Origin of the sequence: Halomonas sp. XH26, from assembly GCF_024138895.1 — a bacterium.
Classification (GTDB): Bacteria; Pseudomonadota; Gammaproteobacteria; order Pseudomonadales; family Halomonadaceae; genus Vreelandella; species Vreelandella alkaliphila.
The window spans coordinates 3,318,761-3,333,724 of the sequence record NZ_CP071889.1 but is presented as its reverse complement, the minus strand read 5'-3'; the positions used below and the strand labels follow the sequence as shown (position 1 = coordinate 3,333,724).

The 14,964-nt window shown below is 53.6% G+C and carries 16 protein-coding genes; 9 read left to right on the top strand and 7 right to left on the bottom strand.

The annotated features are described in order from the left end of the window. Nucleotides 1-30: 30 nt before the first annotated feature. Nucleotides 31-1,134, bottom strand: coding sequence for a TRAP transporter substrate-binding protein DctP (gene dctP, locus J4377_RS15305; RefSeq protein WP_038478238.1), 1,104 nt, complete (start codon nucleotides 1,132-1,134; stop codon nucleotides 31-33). A gap of 332 nt (nucleotides 1,135-1,466) precedes the next feature. Here dctP and J4377_RS15300 point away from each other — a divergent pair, with 332 nt between their 5' ends. Both J4377_RS15300 and J4377_RS15295 read left to right on the top strand, forming a co-directional pair. Then, a complete protein-coding gene (locus J4377_RS15300) occupies nucleotides 1,467-3,668 on the top strand; it encodes a GNAT family N-acetyltransferase (protein ID WP_253486084.1) in 2,202 nt (733 codons plus the stop codon). 32 nt (nucleotides 3,669-3,700) lie between these two features. Further along, a complete protein-coding gene (locus tag J4377_RS15295) occupies nucleotides 3,701-5,164 on the top strand; it encodes an aminoacyl-histidine dipeptidase (protein WP_253486083.1) in 1,464 nt (487 codons plus the stop codon). Nucleotides 5,165-5,259: 95 nt separating this feature from the next. Here the strand turns inward: J4377_RS15295 and J4377_RS15290 are convergent, their stop codons facing one another. Next, nucleotides 5,260-5,736 carry a Dps family protein gene (locus J4377_RS15290; protein WP_009724882.1) on the bottom strand — a complete coding sequence of 159 codons (477 nt, stop codon included), beginning with the start codon at nucleotides 5,734-5,736 and terminating at the stop codon, nucleotides 5,260-5,262. Nucleotides 5,737-6,018: 282 nt separating this feature from the next. Continuing rightward, nucleotides 6,019-7,149, bottom strand: coding sequence for a glycerate kinase (locus J4377_RS15285; protein WP_120386342.1), 1,131 nt, complete (start codon nucleotides 7,147-7,149; stop codon nucleotides 6,019-6,021). A gap of 134 nt (nucleotides 7,150-7,283) precedes the next feature. Here J4377_RS15285 and J4377_RS15280 point away from each other — a divergent pair, with 134 nt between their 5' ends. The 4 genes from J4377_RS15280 to J4377_RS15265 are packed head-to-tail and all read left to right on the top strand — an operon-like array spanning nucleotide 7,284 to nucleotide 9,971. After that, nucleotides 7,284-7,862 carry a hypothetical protein gene (locus J4377_RS15280; RefSeq protein WP_038478226.1) on the top strand — a complete coding sequence of 193 codons (579 nt, stop codon included), beginning with the start codon at nucleotides 7,284-7,286 and terminating at the stop codon, nucleotides 7,860-7,862. Next, a complete protein-coding gene (locus J4377_RS15275; protein WP_038478224.1) occupies nucleotides 7,859-8,233 on the top strand; it encodes a hypothetical protein in 375 nt (124 codons plus the stop codon). Before J4377_RS15280 ends, J4377_RS15275 begins: the two co-directional genes overlap by 4 nt. A 53-nt stretch (nucleotides 8,234-8,286) precedes the next feature. Then, nucleotides 8,287-8,925, top strand: coding sequence for a DUF1007 family protein (locus J4377_RS15270; protein ID WP_253488158.1), 639 nt, complete (start codon nucleotides 8,287-8,289; stop codon nucleotides 8,923-8,925). 59 nt (nucleotides 8,926-8,984) lie between these two features. Then, the gene (locus J4377_RS15265) at nucleotides 8,985-9,971 is read left to right on the top strand and encodes a nickel/cobalt transporter (RefSeq protein ID WP_038478222.1); all 987 of its coding nucleotides are present in this window, start codon (nucleotides 8,985-8,987) and stop codon (nucleotides 9,969-9,971) included. Between the two features lies 1 nt (nucleotide 9,972). Here J4377_RS15265 and J4377_RS15260 read toward each other — a convergent pair whose 3' ends face one another. Further along, the gene (locus tag J4377_RS15260; RefSeq protein WP_038478220.1) at nucleotides 9,973-10,392 is read right to left on the bottom strand and encodes an HIT domain-containing protein; all 420 of its coding nucleotides are present in this window, start codon (nucleotides 10,390-10,392) and stop codon (nucleotides 9,973-9,975) included. A gap of 202 nt (nucleotides 10,393-10,594) precedes the next feature. On the opposite strand from J4377_RS15260, the gene J4377_RS15255 reads away from it, so the two are divergent. Both J4377_RS15255 and J4377_RS15250 read left to right on the top strand, forming a co-directional pair. Further along, nucleotides 10,595-10,726 (top strand): entericidin A/B family lipoprotein, encoded by a 132-nt coding sequence (locus tag J4377_RS15255; protein ID WP_038478218.1) that lies wholly within the window; start codon nucleotides 10,595-10,597, stop codon nucleotides 10,724-10,726. 107 nt (nucleotides 10,727-10,833) lie between these two features. Beyond that, on the top strand, nucleotides 10,834-11,202 hold the full coding sequence (locus J4377_RS15250; protein WP_095604490.1) for an I78 family peptidase inhibitor: 369 nt from the start codon (nucleotides 10,834-10,836) through the stop codon (nucleotides 11,200-11,202). Here J4377_RS15250 and J4377_RS15245 read toward each other — a convergent pair. Then, nucleotides 11,199-11,804: a LysE family translocator gene (locus J4377_RS15245; RefSeq protein WP_253486082.1), complete on the bottom strand. Its 606-nt coding sequence runs from the start codon at nucleotides 11,802-11,804 to the stop codon at nucleotides 11,199-11,201. The two genes, J4377_RS15250 and J4377_RS15245, sit on opposite strands and share 4 nt — an antisense overlap. A gap of 95 nt (nucleotides 11,805-11,899) precedes the next feature. Between J4377_RS15245 and J4377_RS15240 the strand changes: the two genes are divergently transcribed. Further along, the gene (locus J4377_RS15240) at nucleotides 11,900-13,294 is read left to right on the top strand and encodes a PLP-dependent aminotransferase family protein (protein WP_253486081.1); all 1,395 of its coding nucleotides are present in this window, start codon (nucleotides 11,900-11,902) and stop codon (nucleotides 13,292-13,294) included. Nucleotides 13,295-13,333: 39 nt separating this feature from the next. Here J4377_RS15240 and J4377_RS15235 read toward each other — a convergent pair whose 3' ends face one another. Next, nucleotides 13,334-14,338: a hypothetical protein gene (locus tag J4377_RS15235; RefSeq protein ID WP_038478210.1), complete on the bottom strand. Its 1,005-nt coding sequence runs from the start codon at nucleotides 14,336-14,338 to the stop codon at nucleotides 13,334-13,336. A gap of 32 nt (nucleotides 14,339-14,370) precedes the next feature. Next, on the bottom strand, nucleotides 14,371-14,898 hold the full coding sequence (locus J4377_RS15230; protein ID WP_038478207.1) for an acyl-CoA thioesterase: 528 nt from the start codon (nucleotides 14,896-14,898) through the stop codon (nucleotides 14,371-14,373). Nucleotides 14,899-14,964: the final 66 nt, after the last annotated feature.

The following is a 14,964-nucleotide window of genomic DNA, read 5'->3' as shown; positions in this document are numbered from 1 at the left end:
CCAGCAGCGCAGGGGCGGCACTTAAACGCCTTATAGGCAGGCTTCGATCTCTTCCAATGAGGGTAGGTTATCCATCGTGCGGCTCATGTTGAATGGCGCAGTAACATCACGCCATGCAGCGTACTCTTGTAGATAAGTAATCATGGAGTGATAGACCTTGGCGTGGTCGGAATTTTCACAAGCGCCACGTACAATGACATCGTTGGTAATTTCCTGGATGCGCGCCAAGTCTTCCTCTGAGAACTGGTTAATGGTGACGCCCGCATCAATAAACTTCTGGGTTGCTTCGGTAGATTCACGCTCCGACCAGGAAAGTGACCAAGCCATGGTGGCTTCAGCAGCTGTTTTAAGCTTAGCCTGGGTTTCTTCAGACAGGGCATCCCAAGCGTCTTTGTTAATCATAACGCCGAAAACGCTTGCCGACTGGTGCCAGCCAGGTGTTGCCCAGTATTCAGCAACTTCAGCAAAACCAGCGTTAAAATCAACGCCTGGAGTCGAGAACTCACCTGCATCAATTACGCCGCGTTCAATCGCTTGATACACTTCACCACCGGCCAGAGTGACCTGTGAACCGCCTAACTCTTCGAGTACTCGGCCCTGGTCGCGTCCCGATAGGCGCAAACGCTTGCCTTCAAGATCTGCGATGCTCTCAATCGGGGTGCGGCCCATGAAACCAGATTCGTTGTTGGTAATGCCGTAGGGCAAATACACCATGTTGTACTGGCCATAAATTTCTTGATAGAGCTCAAAGCCGCCCCACTGTTGAATCCAGTTCAAGTAATCCACGCCGTTAAACAGGCTGGTAGTGGTGGCCAGAGGAGAGAACGCTGGGTTCAAGCCTGCCCAGTAGCCTGGCCAATCGCCAGAAGCTTGGATAGCGCCGGTTTCTGTAGCGTCGAACACTTCAGTGCCAGGCATTAGCGTGCCGCCTGCACGGAAGTTAATTTGTACTTCGTCACCTGCAAGTTGGTTTACAAGCTCTGCCCAGTGCTGATCAATCTTAATCAGGTCAAGGTTTTCGGGCCAGGTAGTGGTCATTGTCCACTGCTCTTGCGCTTGAGCAGTGGAGGTAAGCGCGGCGAAAGCGACACCAGCGGCGAGGCTGGTTAGTGCGAATTTAGTCATCTTTTTCATTGTATGTTTCCTGGTACTTTGGCGGTTGGCGTTATTAGTGTTTATTACCTGAAAGCAGGAAAGTACAGCGAGTATGGCTTACGTTTACGTAAGGTAAACGCCGCAAGGCTGCATCGCTAAGCTAGCACACTCCCCCCGCTGCAGCGCAATATCAGTAACTCAAGGAATTTAACGTCGTATAAGATGTTTCTTTGAAAAATTTAGATCATTAAAAACAATTATTTGTATATTTTTTAGTAACTTTCTTAACCTTATGGTTAGCTCTAAGAGCGTTGAAAATTACGCTGATCTACAACCAAAGTTGTAAATAAAAGACAATCTCAGGAGTTGCTATGCGAGCAGGCTGTCGCGTTGACAAACCCAACGCTGTCATTAAGCAAGCATCAGCCTTGGTTCATCATGCCACCCGCTTGCAGCGCCGTCGTTGGCGGGCGCTGGTATGGCTATATGGGTCGCCTGATAAGGCCCGCCAGCAGGCGCAACTGTTGTGGGAAGAGCAAATGTGGCAGGCACCGCTGTGGGTGGGCGCTGAGCATGAAACGCCAGTGGCGCCATGTTTACCAGCCAGTAAAGCTCGCACACGGCTAGGTGCGGAGCATCAGCTAATCGTCCTAGACGCTAGTGGTAGCCAAGGATTAGATCCAGATGCGCTAGGCGCATTAGCGGGTACCGTGAGTGCTGGTGGGTTATTGGTGATTATTACGCCCAGCAACTGGGGTGAACAGCCTGATCCTGATTATGCCCGCTTTGCCGATTATCCGTGGCGTTGGGATTCGCTGAGCGCTCATTACCTTAAACGGTTAGCGTTTCAGCTGACGGGTGAGAGCACTATTGTTCGCTGGGAGGTAGACGGTAGCCTCATGCTGCCCAGGCTGTCTATTCGAGACTCGCGTGCGGCTCCGTTTGACGACGCAGACTGTTTGACGGCTGATCAGGCTCGTGCAGTGAATGCGCTAGTAAAACTAAAGCGTCGCCGGCCATTGGTTATTACCGCGGATCGTGGGCGGGGTAAAAGCGCTGCATTGGGGATTGCTTGCGCTCGCCTGCTACAAAAAAGCGTGACGCAACTGGTGGTGACTGCACCTCGACTCAGTTCAGTGGAAAGCTTGTTTGCGCGCGTAGTAGCGCTATGTCCGGAAGGTCAACGCCTCAGCTCAGCGCGGTTTGAACTGCCGAGCGGTAGCTCGCTGTGTTTCCTTGCGCCTGATGCGCTTAACGAACAGGTTGATCAGGCAAGACTCGGCGGTAGCGGCAGCTATTTACTCGTCGACGAGGCAGCGGCCATTCCTGCGGCAATGTTAGCTCACTGGCTTGCTGCATTTCCACGTATCGCGTTTGCAACTACTGTGCATGGCTATGAAGGGTCAGGGCGCGGTTTTGCACTACGTTTTCGCGAGGTGCTCAATCGAACAGCTCCTCAATGGCGAGAGTTACCGTTAGATACCCCTGTTCGCTGGTCAGTGGGAGATCCTTTAGAAGCGACTATCCAAGTGTTGCTGCTGCTCAATGCTCCGCTACCTGAGGCTCAGTTGCCTGAGGCACACGCCAGTACTCATTGTCAGGCTGCCTCTATGGTGTTGACTCAGACGCAGTTAGCCAAGCAGCGTGAGTTGTTAGCGAAATTGTTTGGCTTGCTGGTGCAGTCCCACTATCGCACCACGCCTAGTGACTTGCGCCAACTATTAGATGGCCCTGGTACCGCCATTCGCACAATCATCGCATCAAAAGAGCCGCAGGCCGTTTTGGTGACCCGTGAAGAGGGTGGCTTTAATGCCGCACTTGCTGAGCAAGTGGCTCGTGGTGAGCGACGCCCTCAAGGCCATCTACTGGCCCAGTCGTTGGCGGCTCACAGTGGCAGTCGTGAGGCGTTAACCTCTCGCTGGCGGCGAGTAGCGCGCATTGCTGCTCATCCAGAGCGGCGGCGTGAAGGGTTAGGGCGCCGGTTGTTAGAAGAGGATATAGCTAACGCTCGTCAGCAGGGTATCGCGCTTTACGGGGCTACCTTTGGTGCCGAAGCATCGTTGCTGCGTTTTTGGCTGGCGCTCGGGTTTGCGCCTGTTCGTTTAGGCATCTCTCGAGAAACGGCTACCGGCGAGTACGCGATTATGGTGGCGCGCGCGCTGACCAGCGAAGGGCACGCAGTGCTGACGACGCTGCGTGATACCTTTGCGGCCTCATTGATAACGCTATTGGCCTTTGAGCTAGCGACACTGCCCGCGCCGATCGTCGCGTTACTGTTGCCGTCCTTGCCTCGTTTGCCGCTTAGCAACGCTGAGATTCAGGCGGTGGACGATGTGGCGTATGCGCACCGCGACCCTGCCTTGGCAAGGACGTCGCTTCAGGCGCTGGCCAGAGAGGCTAGCCATTGGCCGTTAGGGCAAGAGGCGCAAATAGCCCACCAGCAGTTGATTACCTGGGCCTTCCAAAACCAGCCGTTAGCAAAGGCACACGGTGAGTCAGTGCGGCTGATTCGTCGCGCGACTCAACAAATTATTGAACAGCGCACGCTTTTCCCCAGTAGCCCGGAGGGGTAAAGTAAACTGGTTATCGATAATGAAGAGTTTCCATGAACGTACATCTAGAAGCCCTCGAGCCACGTTTAGTGTGGCAGCACTTTCGCACACTATGTAATACGCCGCGTCCCTCTGGTCATGAGGCCGCGCTGGTGGCGACGCTGGAGGCCTGGGCAGATTCCCAGGGGCTACCCCACGACCGTGATGAGTTTGGCAACTTGCGCATTTGCAAGCCAGCCACGCCCGGCTGTGAAAGCGCGCCAGGCATCGTGCTGCAGGGCCATCTAGATATGGTGGCGCAAGCTAACGCAGGCCATGACCACAATTTTACCCGCGACCCTATTCAGACGTATGAAAAAGACGGTTGGCTATTTGCTGATGGCACCACACTAGGTGCTGATAATGGCCTTGGTGTCGCCGCTATTCTGGCAGTATTGGAAGACTCTGCGCTTACGCATGGCCCGTTAGAAGCACTGTTTACGCTAGAGGAAGAGACCTCTATGGGGGGCGCGCTCAATCTTGCTGAAAATTGGCTGGAAGGATCATTGCTGCTCAATTTAGACAGTGAAGATCGCGGGCAAGTTTATATCGGCTGTGCGGGAGGCGCTGACGTAGTAGTGAATGCGCAGCTCCCCAGCACGGCGCTGCAAGACAATGAGCAGGTGGTTTCGCTGGCGCTGACGGGGCTAAAAGGCGGCCACTCGGGGATGGATATTGATAAACCCCTGGGCAACGCGAACCGCTTGCTAGTCCGCGTGCTGTGGGCATTGGAAGCCTTTGGTGCGCGGCTGATTAATTACCATGGCGGCACACTACGTAATGCCATCCCCCGCGAGGCGTTTGCGCAAATTGCCCTGCCTACTGATGAGCTTGACGCCGCGCTGGCGATGGTGGAAACGCTTGCTGATACGCTAAAAGCTGAATTGGGCAGTGGCGATAGCAATATGGCGCTTACTGCTGAGCGTGTGGAGCGGGCTGACGCTGAACCACTAACGCGGGACGCCAGTGCGATGCTGCTGGCTGCGCTGCACGCGGCCCCCTGTGGAGTCGAACGCATGAGTGCTGATGTGCCGGGGGTAGTGGAAACTTCGAACAATTTAGGTGTATTAAGCGTGGAAAACGGACGTTTCCACCTTTGTGCACTGGTGCGTTCACTGCATGACAGTGCCACTGACGCGATGGCGGGACGTTTTCAGGCGCTATTTGGCCTGATGGGCGCTAGAGTGAAAGTGGAAAATGGCTACCCAGGTTGGGTGCCTAACCCACAAAGCCCCTTGCTTGCTACCTTTAACGCTCGGCATGCTGCATTAATGGGCCGTGAACCCGAGGTCAAGGTGATTCATGCCGGCCTTGAATGCGGCATCCTGGGAAGTAAATACCCACAGCTAGACATGATTTCGTTTGGCCCGCTGATTCGCGGTGCGCATTCGCCGGCCGAACGAGTGGAAATTGCCTCAGTGGCGGAGTTCTGGGAGATGCTACGCGATTTCATCGAAACCTTGGCGAACTCTCGTTAGACAAATCGCCATAAAAAACGGCACCCGTATAGGGTGCCGTTTTGGTTAGTGCCTACCCACTGTCTACGTTAGCCATCAGCGAGGTAAGCATCGCGTTATTTGCTCAGGTAAGCGTTGAGCATCCATACGGTTTTTTCCTGCTCGCGAATATAGTCACCGGCTTGTGCAGCGGTGCCTTCATCGTCAGCGTCCGACGCAATTGCCAGCAATTCCCGCTGTAATTCAATCAGTGTTTGATAGCCGGTGAGTACGCCTTTCACGCAGGTTTGACCATCATGAACGTCTTTATCTTCTTCAATGCGCGAAATTTTTACATAGTCGCTATACGCATGAATGGGCTTGTGGCCTAACGTTAAAATGCGCTCTGCCACTTCATCTACTTTGGTAAGCAAGTCGGTATAAAACTCTTCAAATTTCGCGTGTAGCTCAAAGAAGTCGCTACCTCGTACGTTCCAGTGGTAGCCACGAACGTTCATATAGAAAATCTGATAATTAGCCAGCAGGTGATTAAGTTTCTCAGCGAGTTGGCTTGCGCTGCCTTCGTGTAAGCCAATGCTATTTGTATCACTCATGTAGTGCTCCTCCATGGTTGTAACCGCTCTGAAAACAGTACGGTCATCAAATCGTTTGATTTAGCTTAAGACGCTTAGCGAGCATTGCAAAACAAGTTTTTTGCATCGCGGCAATAGCGTCATAACATTACCTTGGCGGTGAGCTGGCGGCGGCTGACTCATCGCTTACGCAACATAGTACAGGTCTGATATGTCGTCGAATGTGTGCCTAATAAAGGAGATGTAGGCGCCTAGCGTGTTTTTCAAGGGGGCGTGTTTTTACGCGTTGGCCGGCTGACCCATTTATCGAGCGAGCCAAAGCCTTGCAATGCTCTCACAGCGGTCAGCGAGTAGCTCAGCGGTGCGTGGTAAAGCATCTTCAAGTGTCATCGGGCCGTCGGCAAGGGCAAACGCAGCGGTAACGCCTTCTCCTCGGCAGGCTTGCCACCCTTCACCCAGGCTACCGGCCAGTACGATGACCGGCTTGCCGTGGCGTTTAGCGGTACGGGCAACGCCAATAGGCGTTTTACCCGAAAGGCTTTGACCATCTAAGCGACCTTCTCCGGTAATCACTAGGTCAATGTTAGGAAGCAGGCTGGGTAGCTTAGTTTGCTGCATCATTATCTCAATGCCGGGCGTGAGGGTGGCGTTCAGAAAGCAGCGAGCGGCAAATCCCATACCACCCGCAGCCCCCGCGCCGGCTAATTCTTTTTCATCGCGACCCAGTACCTGGGCGCTTAGTTCGGCAAAATGGCCAATCGCGCGATCAAGCGTGGCGACATCGTCAGGTGATGCGCCTTTTTGCGGGCCAAAGACAGCGCTCGCCCCACGTGATCCTAGCAGCGGGTTATCTACATCCACGGCGGCTTCAACTTCTAAGCTGTTTAAACGAGGGTCAAGCGTGGAAAGGTCTAACGTTGCAAGCTGCTGGAGTGCTGCGCCACCGGGGGGAAGCGAGTCGCCGTGCTTATCTAATAACTTGGCTCCCAGTGCTTGGAGCATGCCTGCGCCTGCATCGTTGGTGGCACTGCCACCTAAAAAAAGCAGCGCCTTCGTGGCGCCAGCATCAAGCGCCGCATGAAATAACTCTCCGACCCCGTAAGTGGTGGTATGCAGGGCATTACGTTGATGAGGGGATAGATGCTGCAGCCCACTGGCTTCTGCTAGTTCGATAAACGCGGTACGCTGCTCGCTAAGCCAACCCCAGGATGCTTGACGCGGCCGCCCCAAGGCATCTTGTACCGTTAGTTGACGTCGCTCGGCATGGGTGGCAGCTATAAGCGCATCCAAGCTGCCTTCGCCGCCATCAGCAAGCGGGCAAAGGTGGATCGTGGCGGTTGGCGCAGCCCGTTGAATACCATCGGCCATGGCGCTTGCTGCTTGTTCAGCGCTAAGTGCATCTTTAAAACTATCGGGGCAAAGCAGAACATTCATCGCACAACCTCCCTAACGTGTTGTCATAATCGTTTATCGTGATTTTTTATCATTTATCTTAATGAATGGCTGCTGGCGAGCTTAGCGCGGCGTTCGATGACACACCAGCCGCATCTGAGGCGAGAGGATCACTCATGAAGGCAATACTACCGATTAGCATGACGTGCTTGTTGATACTGACAGGCTGCCAAGCAGTGCCAGAGCGTCTTCCTCAAGCGGAGCCAGCGCCTTCTGCAGCCTGCTACTTTCCCACTGGGCCGTCTGGCCAAACCGCACCGCCATTGGAGGTGGTGACGCAAAGTATTGACGTATTGGAAGCATGGGGGTTTGAGCTTGAAGCTACCGACACCGATTTAGGCTTAGTGACCGCTAGTCGACAGCGAGATTTGATTGGCTACTACGACCCTTATGATAACGACTTTGGGTATGGGCGAAGCATGCGGGTCTTTGGTGGTTTTGGTTTGGGGCGTGGTGGTTCCAGCATTGGTCTGGGGATTGGTAGTGGATTTGGAGGCGGTTTCCACCATCAACCTGTCGAAGTAGAGCGAGTATCGCTACTGGCACGCGATGGGCATATTCGGCTTTCCCGAGATATTCGGCGCTTTGACCACTTAGGGGATCTGCGTGAATCTTACAGCGCTAGCAATGATGATTTTTGTCAACGTTTTCAAACTGCGTTTGAGCAAACGGTAGCTACCCCGAGGGCGTTATGAAATCACTACGTAAGCACTTTTTAACGGCCACCGCAGTACTCATGATTATTATGCTGGCAGGCTGTGCCTCTACGCAGCCACTAGAGCCGCGAGAACTACGTTACAGCGCTTCCCCAGAGCAAGCGTTCCGCGAAGCCATTGAGTTAATGATGGAGCAAGGCTATGTCGTTCGGCACGCTGATTTAGCGCTAGGGCGCGCAGATGCAACGTTAGCCCGCTGGCCAGAGTATCGCTTGCAACTGCAGGTAAGTGAGGTACCTGGTGGCAGCCGTGTCAGCCTGTCGGCGTTACGTGGGAATCAGCCGCTGCCACCGTATGTATTAGATCCCTGGCTGGTTGAGCTGCAACATAAATTAGGAGAGTTGCCGTGACAGGCGTATTCCTCCCGCTAGGTAGCTCACTGAATAAACTCCGCAGTTGCTGGATAGTGCTGGTAATAGGCGTTTGTAGCACGCTAAACAGTAGCCTTGTGTTGGCCCACCCCCATGGTTGGATTGATCTCAGCGTGAGGGTGATAACAAACGATGAGGGGATCGCAACAGGGCTTCATCAAACATGGCGAATGGATCCCTTTTACAGTTTGGTGGTGTTCGAAGAGTTACAGCAGGTTCAAGGCAGCAACTTGCAAGAGGGACTTGACCAGCTAGGCAGCGACATCCGTAATAACCTGTCGCAGCAGCACTACTTTACGGAGGTTCGTGTGAATGGCGAGCCGCAAGTGCTGGGTGAGGTGTCTGAATACACGGCGTTGGAGCGTGATGGTCGCTTAACCTTTATGTTTATTCTGCCGTTAGCAACGCCTCAGCCATTGGCCGGGCGAATGCTGGAGTATCAGGTCTTTGACCCAACCTACTATATCGAAGTGGTGCACGAAGAAGAGGACGGGGCACCCTCTGAGCAGGCGCTGATTCTCTATGGTGAGCCCGACTGCCGTTTAAGCGTGCTACCTGCTGACCCTGATCCCGAGCTCGTTATGCAAGCAGCGCTGTTAGATGTGGATGAAACGGGAGAGTCAGGATTGGGCCGCCATTTTGCAGAAACGGGGCGGATTGAATGCGACTAGCAGAAAACCTGGAAGGTCGTGTATAAAGTGTTACTTTATAACTTTCCGGCGGAGGGGCAATGCCTTTAACGCGGCAACAACTGTTATGGGGAGCGCTTACCGTGTCGGGGGCGCTGCTGTTGGTCTTCATCGTACAGGCTAATTTGCAGGGGGTAAGCCTTCAATTGCTGGCTTGGCAGCGAGATTTACATCGCACCCTGACGCTTGCTATTACCGAACTCTCTCGTACGCCTTCTACCAACACTTGGCTAACTCTGCTAGGGGTAAGTTTTGCTTATGGCGTTTTTCATGCTGCGGGGCCTGGGCATGGCAAAGCGGTATTAGCGACGTACTTAGCGTCTCACGGTGGTGCCACCCGTCGCGCTTTGGGGCTCTCTTTTGCGGCAGCTCTGCTGCAGGGGGGGACGGCGATTGCCATGGTGGCAGTGCTCGTACATGGGCTAGGCTGGGTGACCCGTCAGGCGATGGGCAGTGTGGTTTGGGTAGAGCAAGCCAGCTTTATATTAGTGGCACTGTTAGGTGGTTGGTTATGCTGGCGGGCGATAAAACAATTGCGTCAAGCTTACTCAGTCCACGCTGGTGATGCTGCTGGTCACAGTCACAGCCATGATCATTCCCACTGCTGCGGTGGGGCTCATCATATCGAGCCTCAACAAGCGCTCGACTGGCGCACAGCGCTGATGACCGTTGGTGCGATTGGAATGCGTCCGTGCACTGGGGCAGTGCTTATGCTGGGGGCTGCTAGCCTGCTTGGGCAGTTTTACGTCGGTGTCGCTTCGGTGCTTGCCATGTCGCTTGGTACCGGTATTACCGTTTCTGTGCTGGCGCTGGCAAGCATTGTGGCTCGGGGCTGGGCGGCTAAGCGGTTGCAGCAACAGAGCAGCCGACAGGTGGTCGAGAAAGCGGCTGGTTGGGCGGCGCTTGCCGGCGGTGCTCTCATTGTTGCACTAGGCGTATCACTTTCTATGGCTGGCGCCGCCCAGCCTGCCAGTGGTCCATTACTTAGTGAGCCACCATCCAGACAGGGCTCTTTGCTGGGGAATTAAGCTAAAGCTTTAATCCTTCAATTTGGGCTAGCAGCTGTTCGCGGCGACTGCCCTGAAGGGGTAGCTCATAAGGCTCTGGGCTACCATTTCCCCATACCGGCGCTGGCCAACTGGCATCATCTGTATAGCGCACCACCAAATGAATATGCAGCTGGCTGACCACATTACCTAAGGTGGCAATATTGAGCTTATCACCGTGAAATAGCTCCTTCATTGCCGTCCCTAACGCGATCGTTTCACGCCATAGCTGGGCTTGTTCATCCTGGCTTAGTTCAAACACTTCGCTGACCGAGCCACGCCTGGGTACCAGAACTACCCAAGGGTAGCGTGCATCGTTCATTAGCAGCGCACGACACAGGGGAAGGTCGGCGAGTGGTAAGGTATCCGCTTCTAGCCGTGGGTCAAGTTCAAACGTTTTCAAGTAAGTGCTCCTTTAGATAATGAAAATTATCATAGCAGCTGCGGATACACCTTGCTCCTTACCCAAGGACTTGCCAAGGGCTTGGGAAGGGGAGGTCAAAACAGGCGAAATTATTAAAATCTGTTACTCTGAAAGCACTCCCATACGGCAAGGCTGCCGTCGGAGCTTCCCGATGTTGAATGATTTGTTAAGGAGAACACAGATGAAAAAACTATTAGGTATTAGCTTTATTCTGTTGATGACGGCGGGCGCTCTAGCGGGCTGCAATACCATTGCAGGTGCAGGACAAGACGTTCAAGAGGGTGGCCAGGCGGTTCAGGATGCGGCGAGTTAATACGCTTTATTTCCACTGCTTCTTGGCGTGAATGAGCGGGTTAGGCATAGTTGTCTAGCCCGTTTTGCATTCAGGGTAGTTATTTGCCAACACAAGGAAGCGCCATAATGAATCACCCAACACGCTGTGCGAAGAAGAAAGTGAGCCGCTTAGCTGCATTACTCGCGTCAGTATTGCCAGTCTCGGTCTTATTGGTGGCATGTGCAGGCTCACCCGATAATGTCTCCGCTCCAGCGCCACCTACTGTAGGTCAGACTTCTAGCGTGACGAACACCACATGCGATGCTGACGCGGTCCAGTATGCTATCGGCTCTCCTTTTGATGAAGCCAATGTGCCCACGCTACAAAGTGAGAGCGGTGCCAAGCAGGTCCGCGTGCTTAGGCCTAACAGCGCCGCCACCATGGACTACCGAGAAGATCGCTTAAATATTCTTCTTGAAAGTAATGACATGATTGAAGCGCTGCGCTGCGGCTAGCGTAAGATCAGTACGACACAGGCGGCCGTTAACAGCCCCATGGTGATATTAAATAACCGCCATGCTTTATCACTTTTGATCCACTGCCCAATCGCGCTGCCAAACGCTGCCCACAGGGCAATGCACGGCAGCGCGACCAATTCCGCGAAACCTGCTAACACTAGTGCGTTGACCACGGGTTGGCCATTTTCGGGAAGAAACCCTGCCATCAACGCCAGCCCCATTACCCACGCTTTGGGGTTGGCGAATTGAAACATCGCGGCTTGGAAAAAGGTTAACGGCACCCCGTGTTGAGTTCCGTTGAGATTCGGAGGTGGCGCAGTGGCTATCTTCCAAGCTAAATACAACAAATAGGCGCTACCCACCCAGCGGAGTGTCGTTTGCACCATAGGAAAGCGTTCAAACAATACGCCTAGCCCCAGCGCGAAACCGGAAAACAGCAGGAAACAGCCGCCTAAAATGCCCCATATATGAGGCATGGTTCTGCGAAAACCAAAATTCGCCCCAGAGGCGGTCAGCATAATATTGTTTGGCCCAGGGGTAAGCGTCATCGACATCATATAAAGCGCAGCCGGGCCAAGCAGTAGCCATTCGTTGTTCATTTTGTATCCATACAATTTTGTGGTTTAGATTGTTCTTTGGTAGCTTTTGTAAGCATAATAGCGGGTAAATTTACGTCAAAGGTTTTATTGTCACCATGACAATTTGGGTGCCATCACTTGAGTGTTTTTCTGGGCCACGCTATCGCGCGATTGCGCAGTCCATTGGCGCAGCCATCTCGGCCGGCGAACTTGCCCCAGGCGAACGTTTACCACCTCAGCGGCGCTTAGCGGATGCGTTGGGGGTAACCGTAGGCACCGTTACTCGGGGGTATGCTGAGGCAGAGCACCACGGCTGGGTAACCGCTCGAGTAGGCAGTGGAACCTTCGTCAAACAATCTGAACCAAGAACCGTTTTTGATATGGCGTGGCAGCCGAGTGATGACAGCGATGTCATTGATTTAAGCTTAAGTTTGCCACCGCCTCATCCGCTTCGTTTGCAGGCGTTCAGTGCTGCATTAAAGGCTATGAGCGAATCACCTTCTGCAGTGACACGAGGAGTTTCCTATCTTGATGCGAGGGGAGCCGAAGGTCACCGCGAGAGGTTGGCAGGGTGGCTAGCGCAGCTAGGTATGTCGCTGGATGCGGATGAGCTACTGATTACTCAGGGAGGGCAGCATGGCATTAGTCTGGTGCTGAGTACGTTGCTGCGCCCTGGTGAACTGATGGCGACCGATGCCTTGACCTATCCAGGTGCAATTAGCGCTGCCCAGCAAGCACACCTAAAAATGGTCGGCATTGCCTTTGACGAATCGGGGATGTGTATGGAGGCGCTGGAGGCCCAGTGCGCCCGCCAGCCACCCAGGTTAATCTATGTGACACCCGATCAGAATAACCCTACTGGGGCTTGTCTCAGCGAGGCGCGGCGAGAGCAATTGGTGGCGCTCGCCAGACGCTATGACAGTTGGCTACTGGAAGATGGTGTGCAGTATTTGCCTGCTGAGCAGCGCGGCACACCGCTGTATCAGTTAGCACCAGAGCGAACGCTGTTTGTCTTCAGTACCGCAAAGGTATTAGCAGGTGGGCTGCGTATCGGAGTCTTGCGGACGCCTGATAAGCTGCTTGAACGCCTAGCTGCTGGGTTAAGAGCGCAGAGTTGGATGGTGCCGCCGCTGATGGTTGATATTGCCTGTTATTGGATCGCTCAGCCCGAGGCAGCTTCGCTGATTGCATGGCAAACCGAGGAGCTGGCCGCGCGACAGCAACTAGTGACAGAGGTGCTTTCCGATTACACGCTGGGTCGAAGTCACAACGGCAGCAATGTCTGGCTTACGCTGCCGGAAGGGAGTCGTGCCATCGAACTGTGTGAACGCTTGCAGCTGGAAGGCGTTAAAGTTTCAAATGCGGAGCCTTTTTGCGTGGGAAGTACGCCTGCGCCCCAGGCCATTAGGATTTGTATTGGCGCTGCTGCTGACAGGCAGACATTAACCCAGGCACTGAACGTTATTAAGCAGTGCCTGGCTCAGCCACCGCTGGCGACCGTTACCGTATAGCAGAGCTGGCTATTAATAGCCCTGCTATTGGTAACCAAACTACTCATAACGGTCCTTCCATCCTTGATGGCGTACCTGCTCTTTGAGCATTTCGAGAATGTCGTAAAGCACTTGTTCGGTGACATGCGCGCTTGTTTCATCCACGGTCAGCCAGCTGTTGAAGCCTGTTTCAGCTGTACGCTCAACCAGTTGACGAAACTCTGTTGAGTGAATGCCCTGAGCGAGTTCATCCACTAGCCGCTGGGCAACTCCGCTAAGTGACGCCTGCATAGCGTTTGAAGCCGTGTGCCCCATGGGAAGGCGGTGTAGTTTTTGAATTTCTGGGCTTTCCCGCAGTGTTCGGTTAACTAAGTCATCAATCGCCGCCATGATAGCGATGCGGTTTTGTTGATAGGCTTGTCCCACCGTTGTTTCTAACCGCTGAGCAATTTCATGAATTAGCTGAGCCTTGCGAGGTAGGATAACGCGATCAATAACCCGCTCTGTTAGTGAATCGCTAGCGACAATTTGCTCTTGTACATTACCTAGTAAGCGCAGTGCAATGCGGTCGGAAAGCTCTTCTAGCAGGATGTCGTAATACTTGGCAAAAAAGCGGTAGCTGTCCCAGCTGGTCACATCAATCAAGCGCAGCCGATGCAGTCGGTTTAATAGCGATACCACGCGCAGCACGCGCAATAAGCGGAATCCGCTGAGGGGAATGCAGCCCAATACGTCGTACCAGTTAACAAACGGGTAGAAAAACCAGCGGTGATAGCGCCGCTCGGCAATTGCTACCATCCAGCCCAGCAGCACATCCGCTATAAAAATACCCACGAAAAATAAGTCGATGGTAATAAAACGGCTGTGGATCACTGTGTCGTAAAAAGCGTGAAAGCCGGGTGTGAGGCTAGCAATGGTGTCGTTAATCGGCCCAATCAGAAATAACGAGTCAAGCAGTAACAGGCTAAGGTTGATGATAACCGCGGCGAGAATAAAAAAATCCCAGCCGATATGCGCATACTCAACGGTTTTAGGTAGGTGTGGGTAGCGCTCCCTGGCGGGCATGAGGGCTCCTTGCTCTGGGGTGTGGGTTAGCGTTAAGAGTGCTGCTGATGGTGGTTTTTATGAGTTAGCAACTCTTCCTGCTCTGCCTGCTTACGCAGTTTTTTGCGTAGCGCGGCTTTTTCGAATCTCAGTTTCTGTAGCGACGTTTCCAACGCTAGCGGTGGCACTAACGCCGGCTTGCCGTCTGAATCTACTGCCACCATGGTGAGATAACAGCTATTGGTGTGACGAATCAGCTTCTCACGTATATCTTCGGCCACTACCTTAACCCCGATCTCCATAGAAGAGCGCCCCACATGATTGACGCTGGCAAGAAAGGTTACCAGCTCGCCGACGTGGATCGGCTGTTTAAACAGCACCTGATCGACGGAAAGCGTGACGACATAATGACCAGAGTAGCGGCTGGCACAAGCGTAGGCCACTTCATCGAGCTTTTTAAGAATAGCACCACCATGTACTTTCCCGCTGAAGTTCGCCATATCGGGAGTCATAAGAACCGTCATAGAGAGTTCATGCTGGCCGGGTAGGGCGCTATTTTCTGAGTTCGATGTTGCAGACATGGTAGAACCTTATAAGTTGAAAATGCCCGCCCATGAGTGGGCGGGCATGATAGTGAAAGGAGCCTT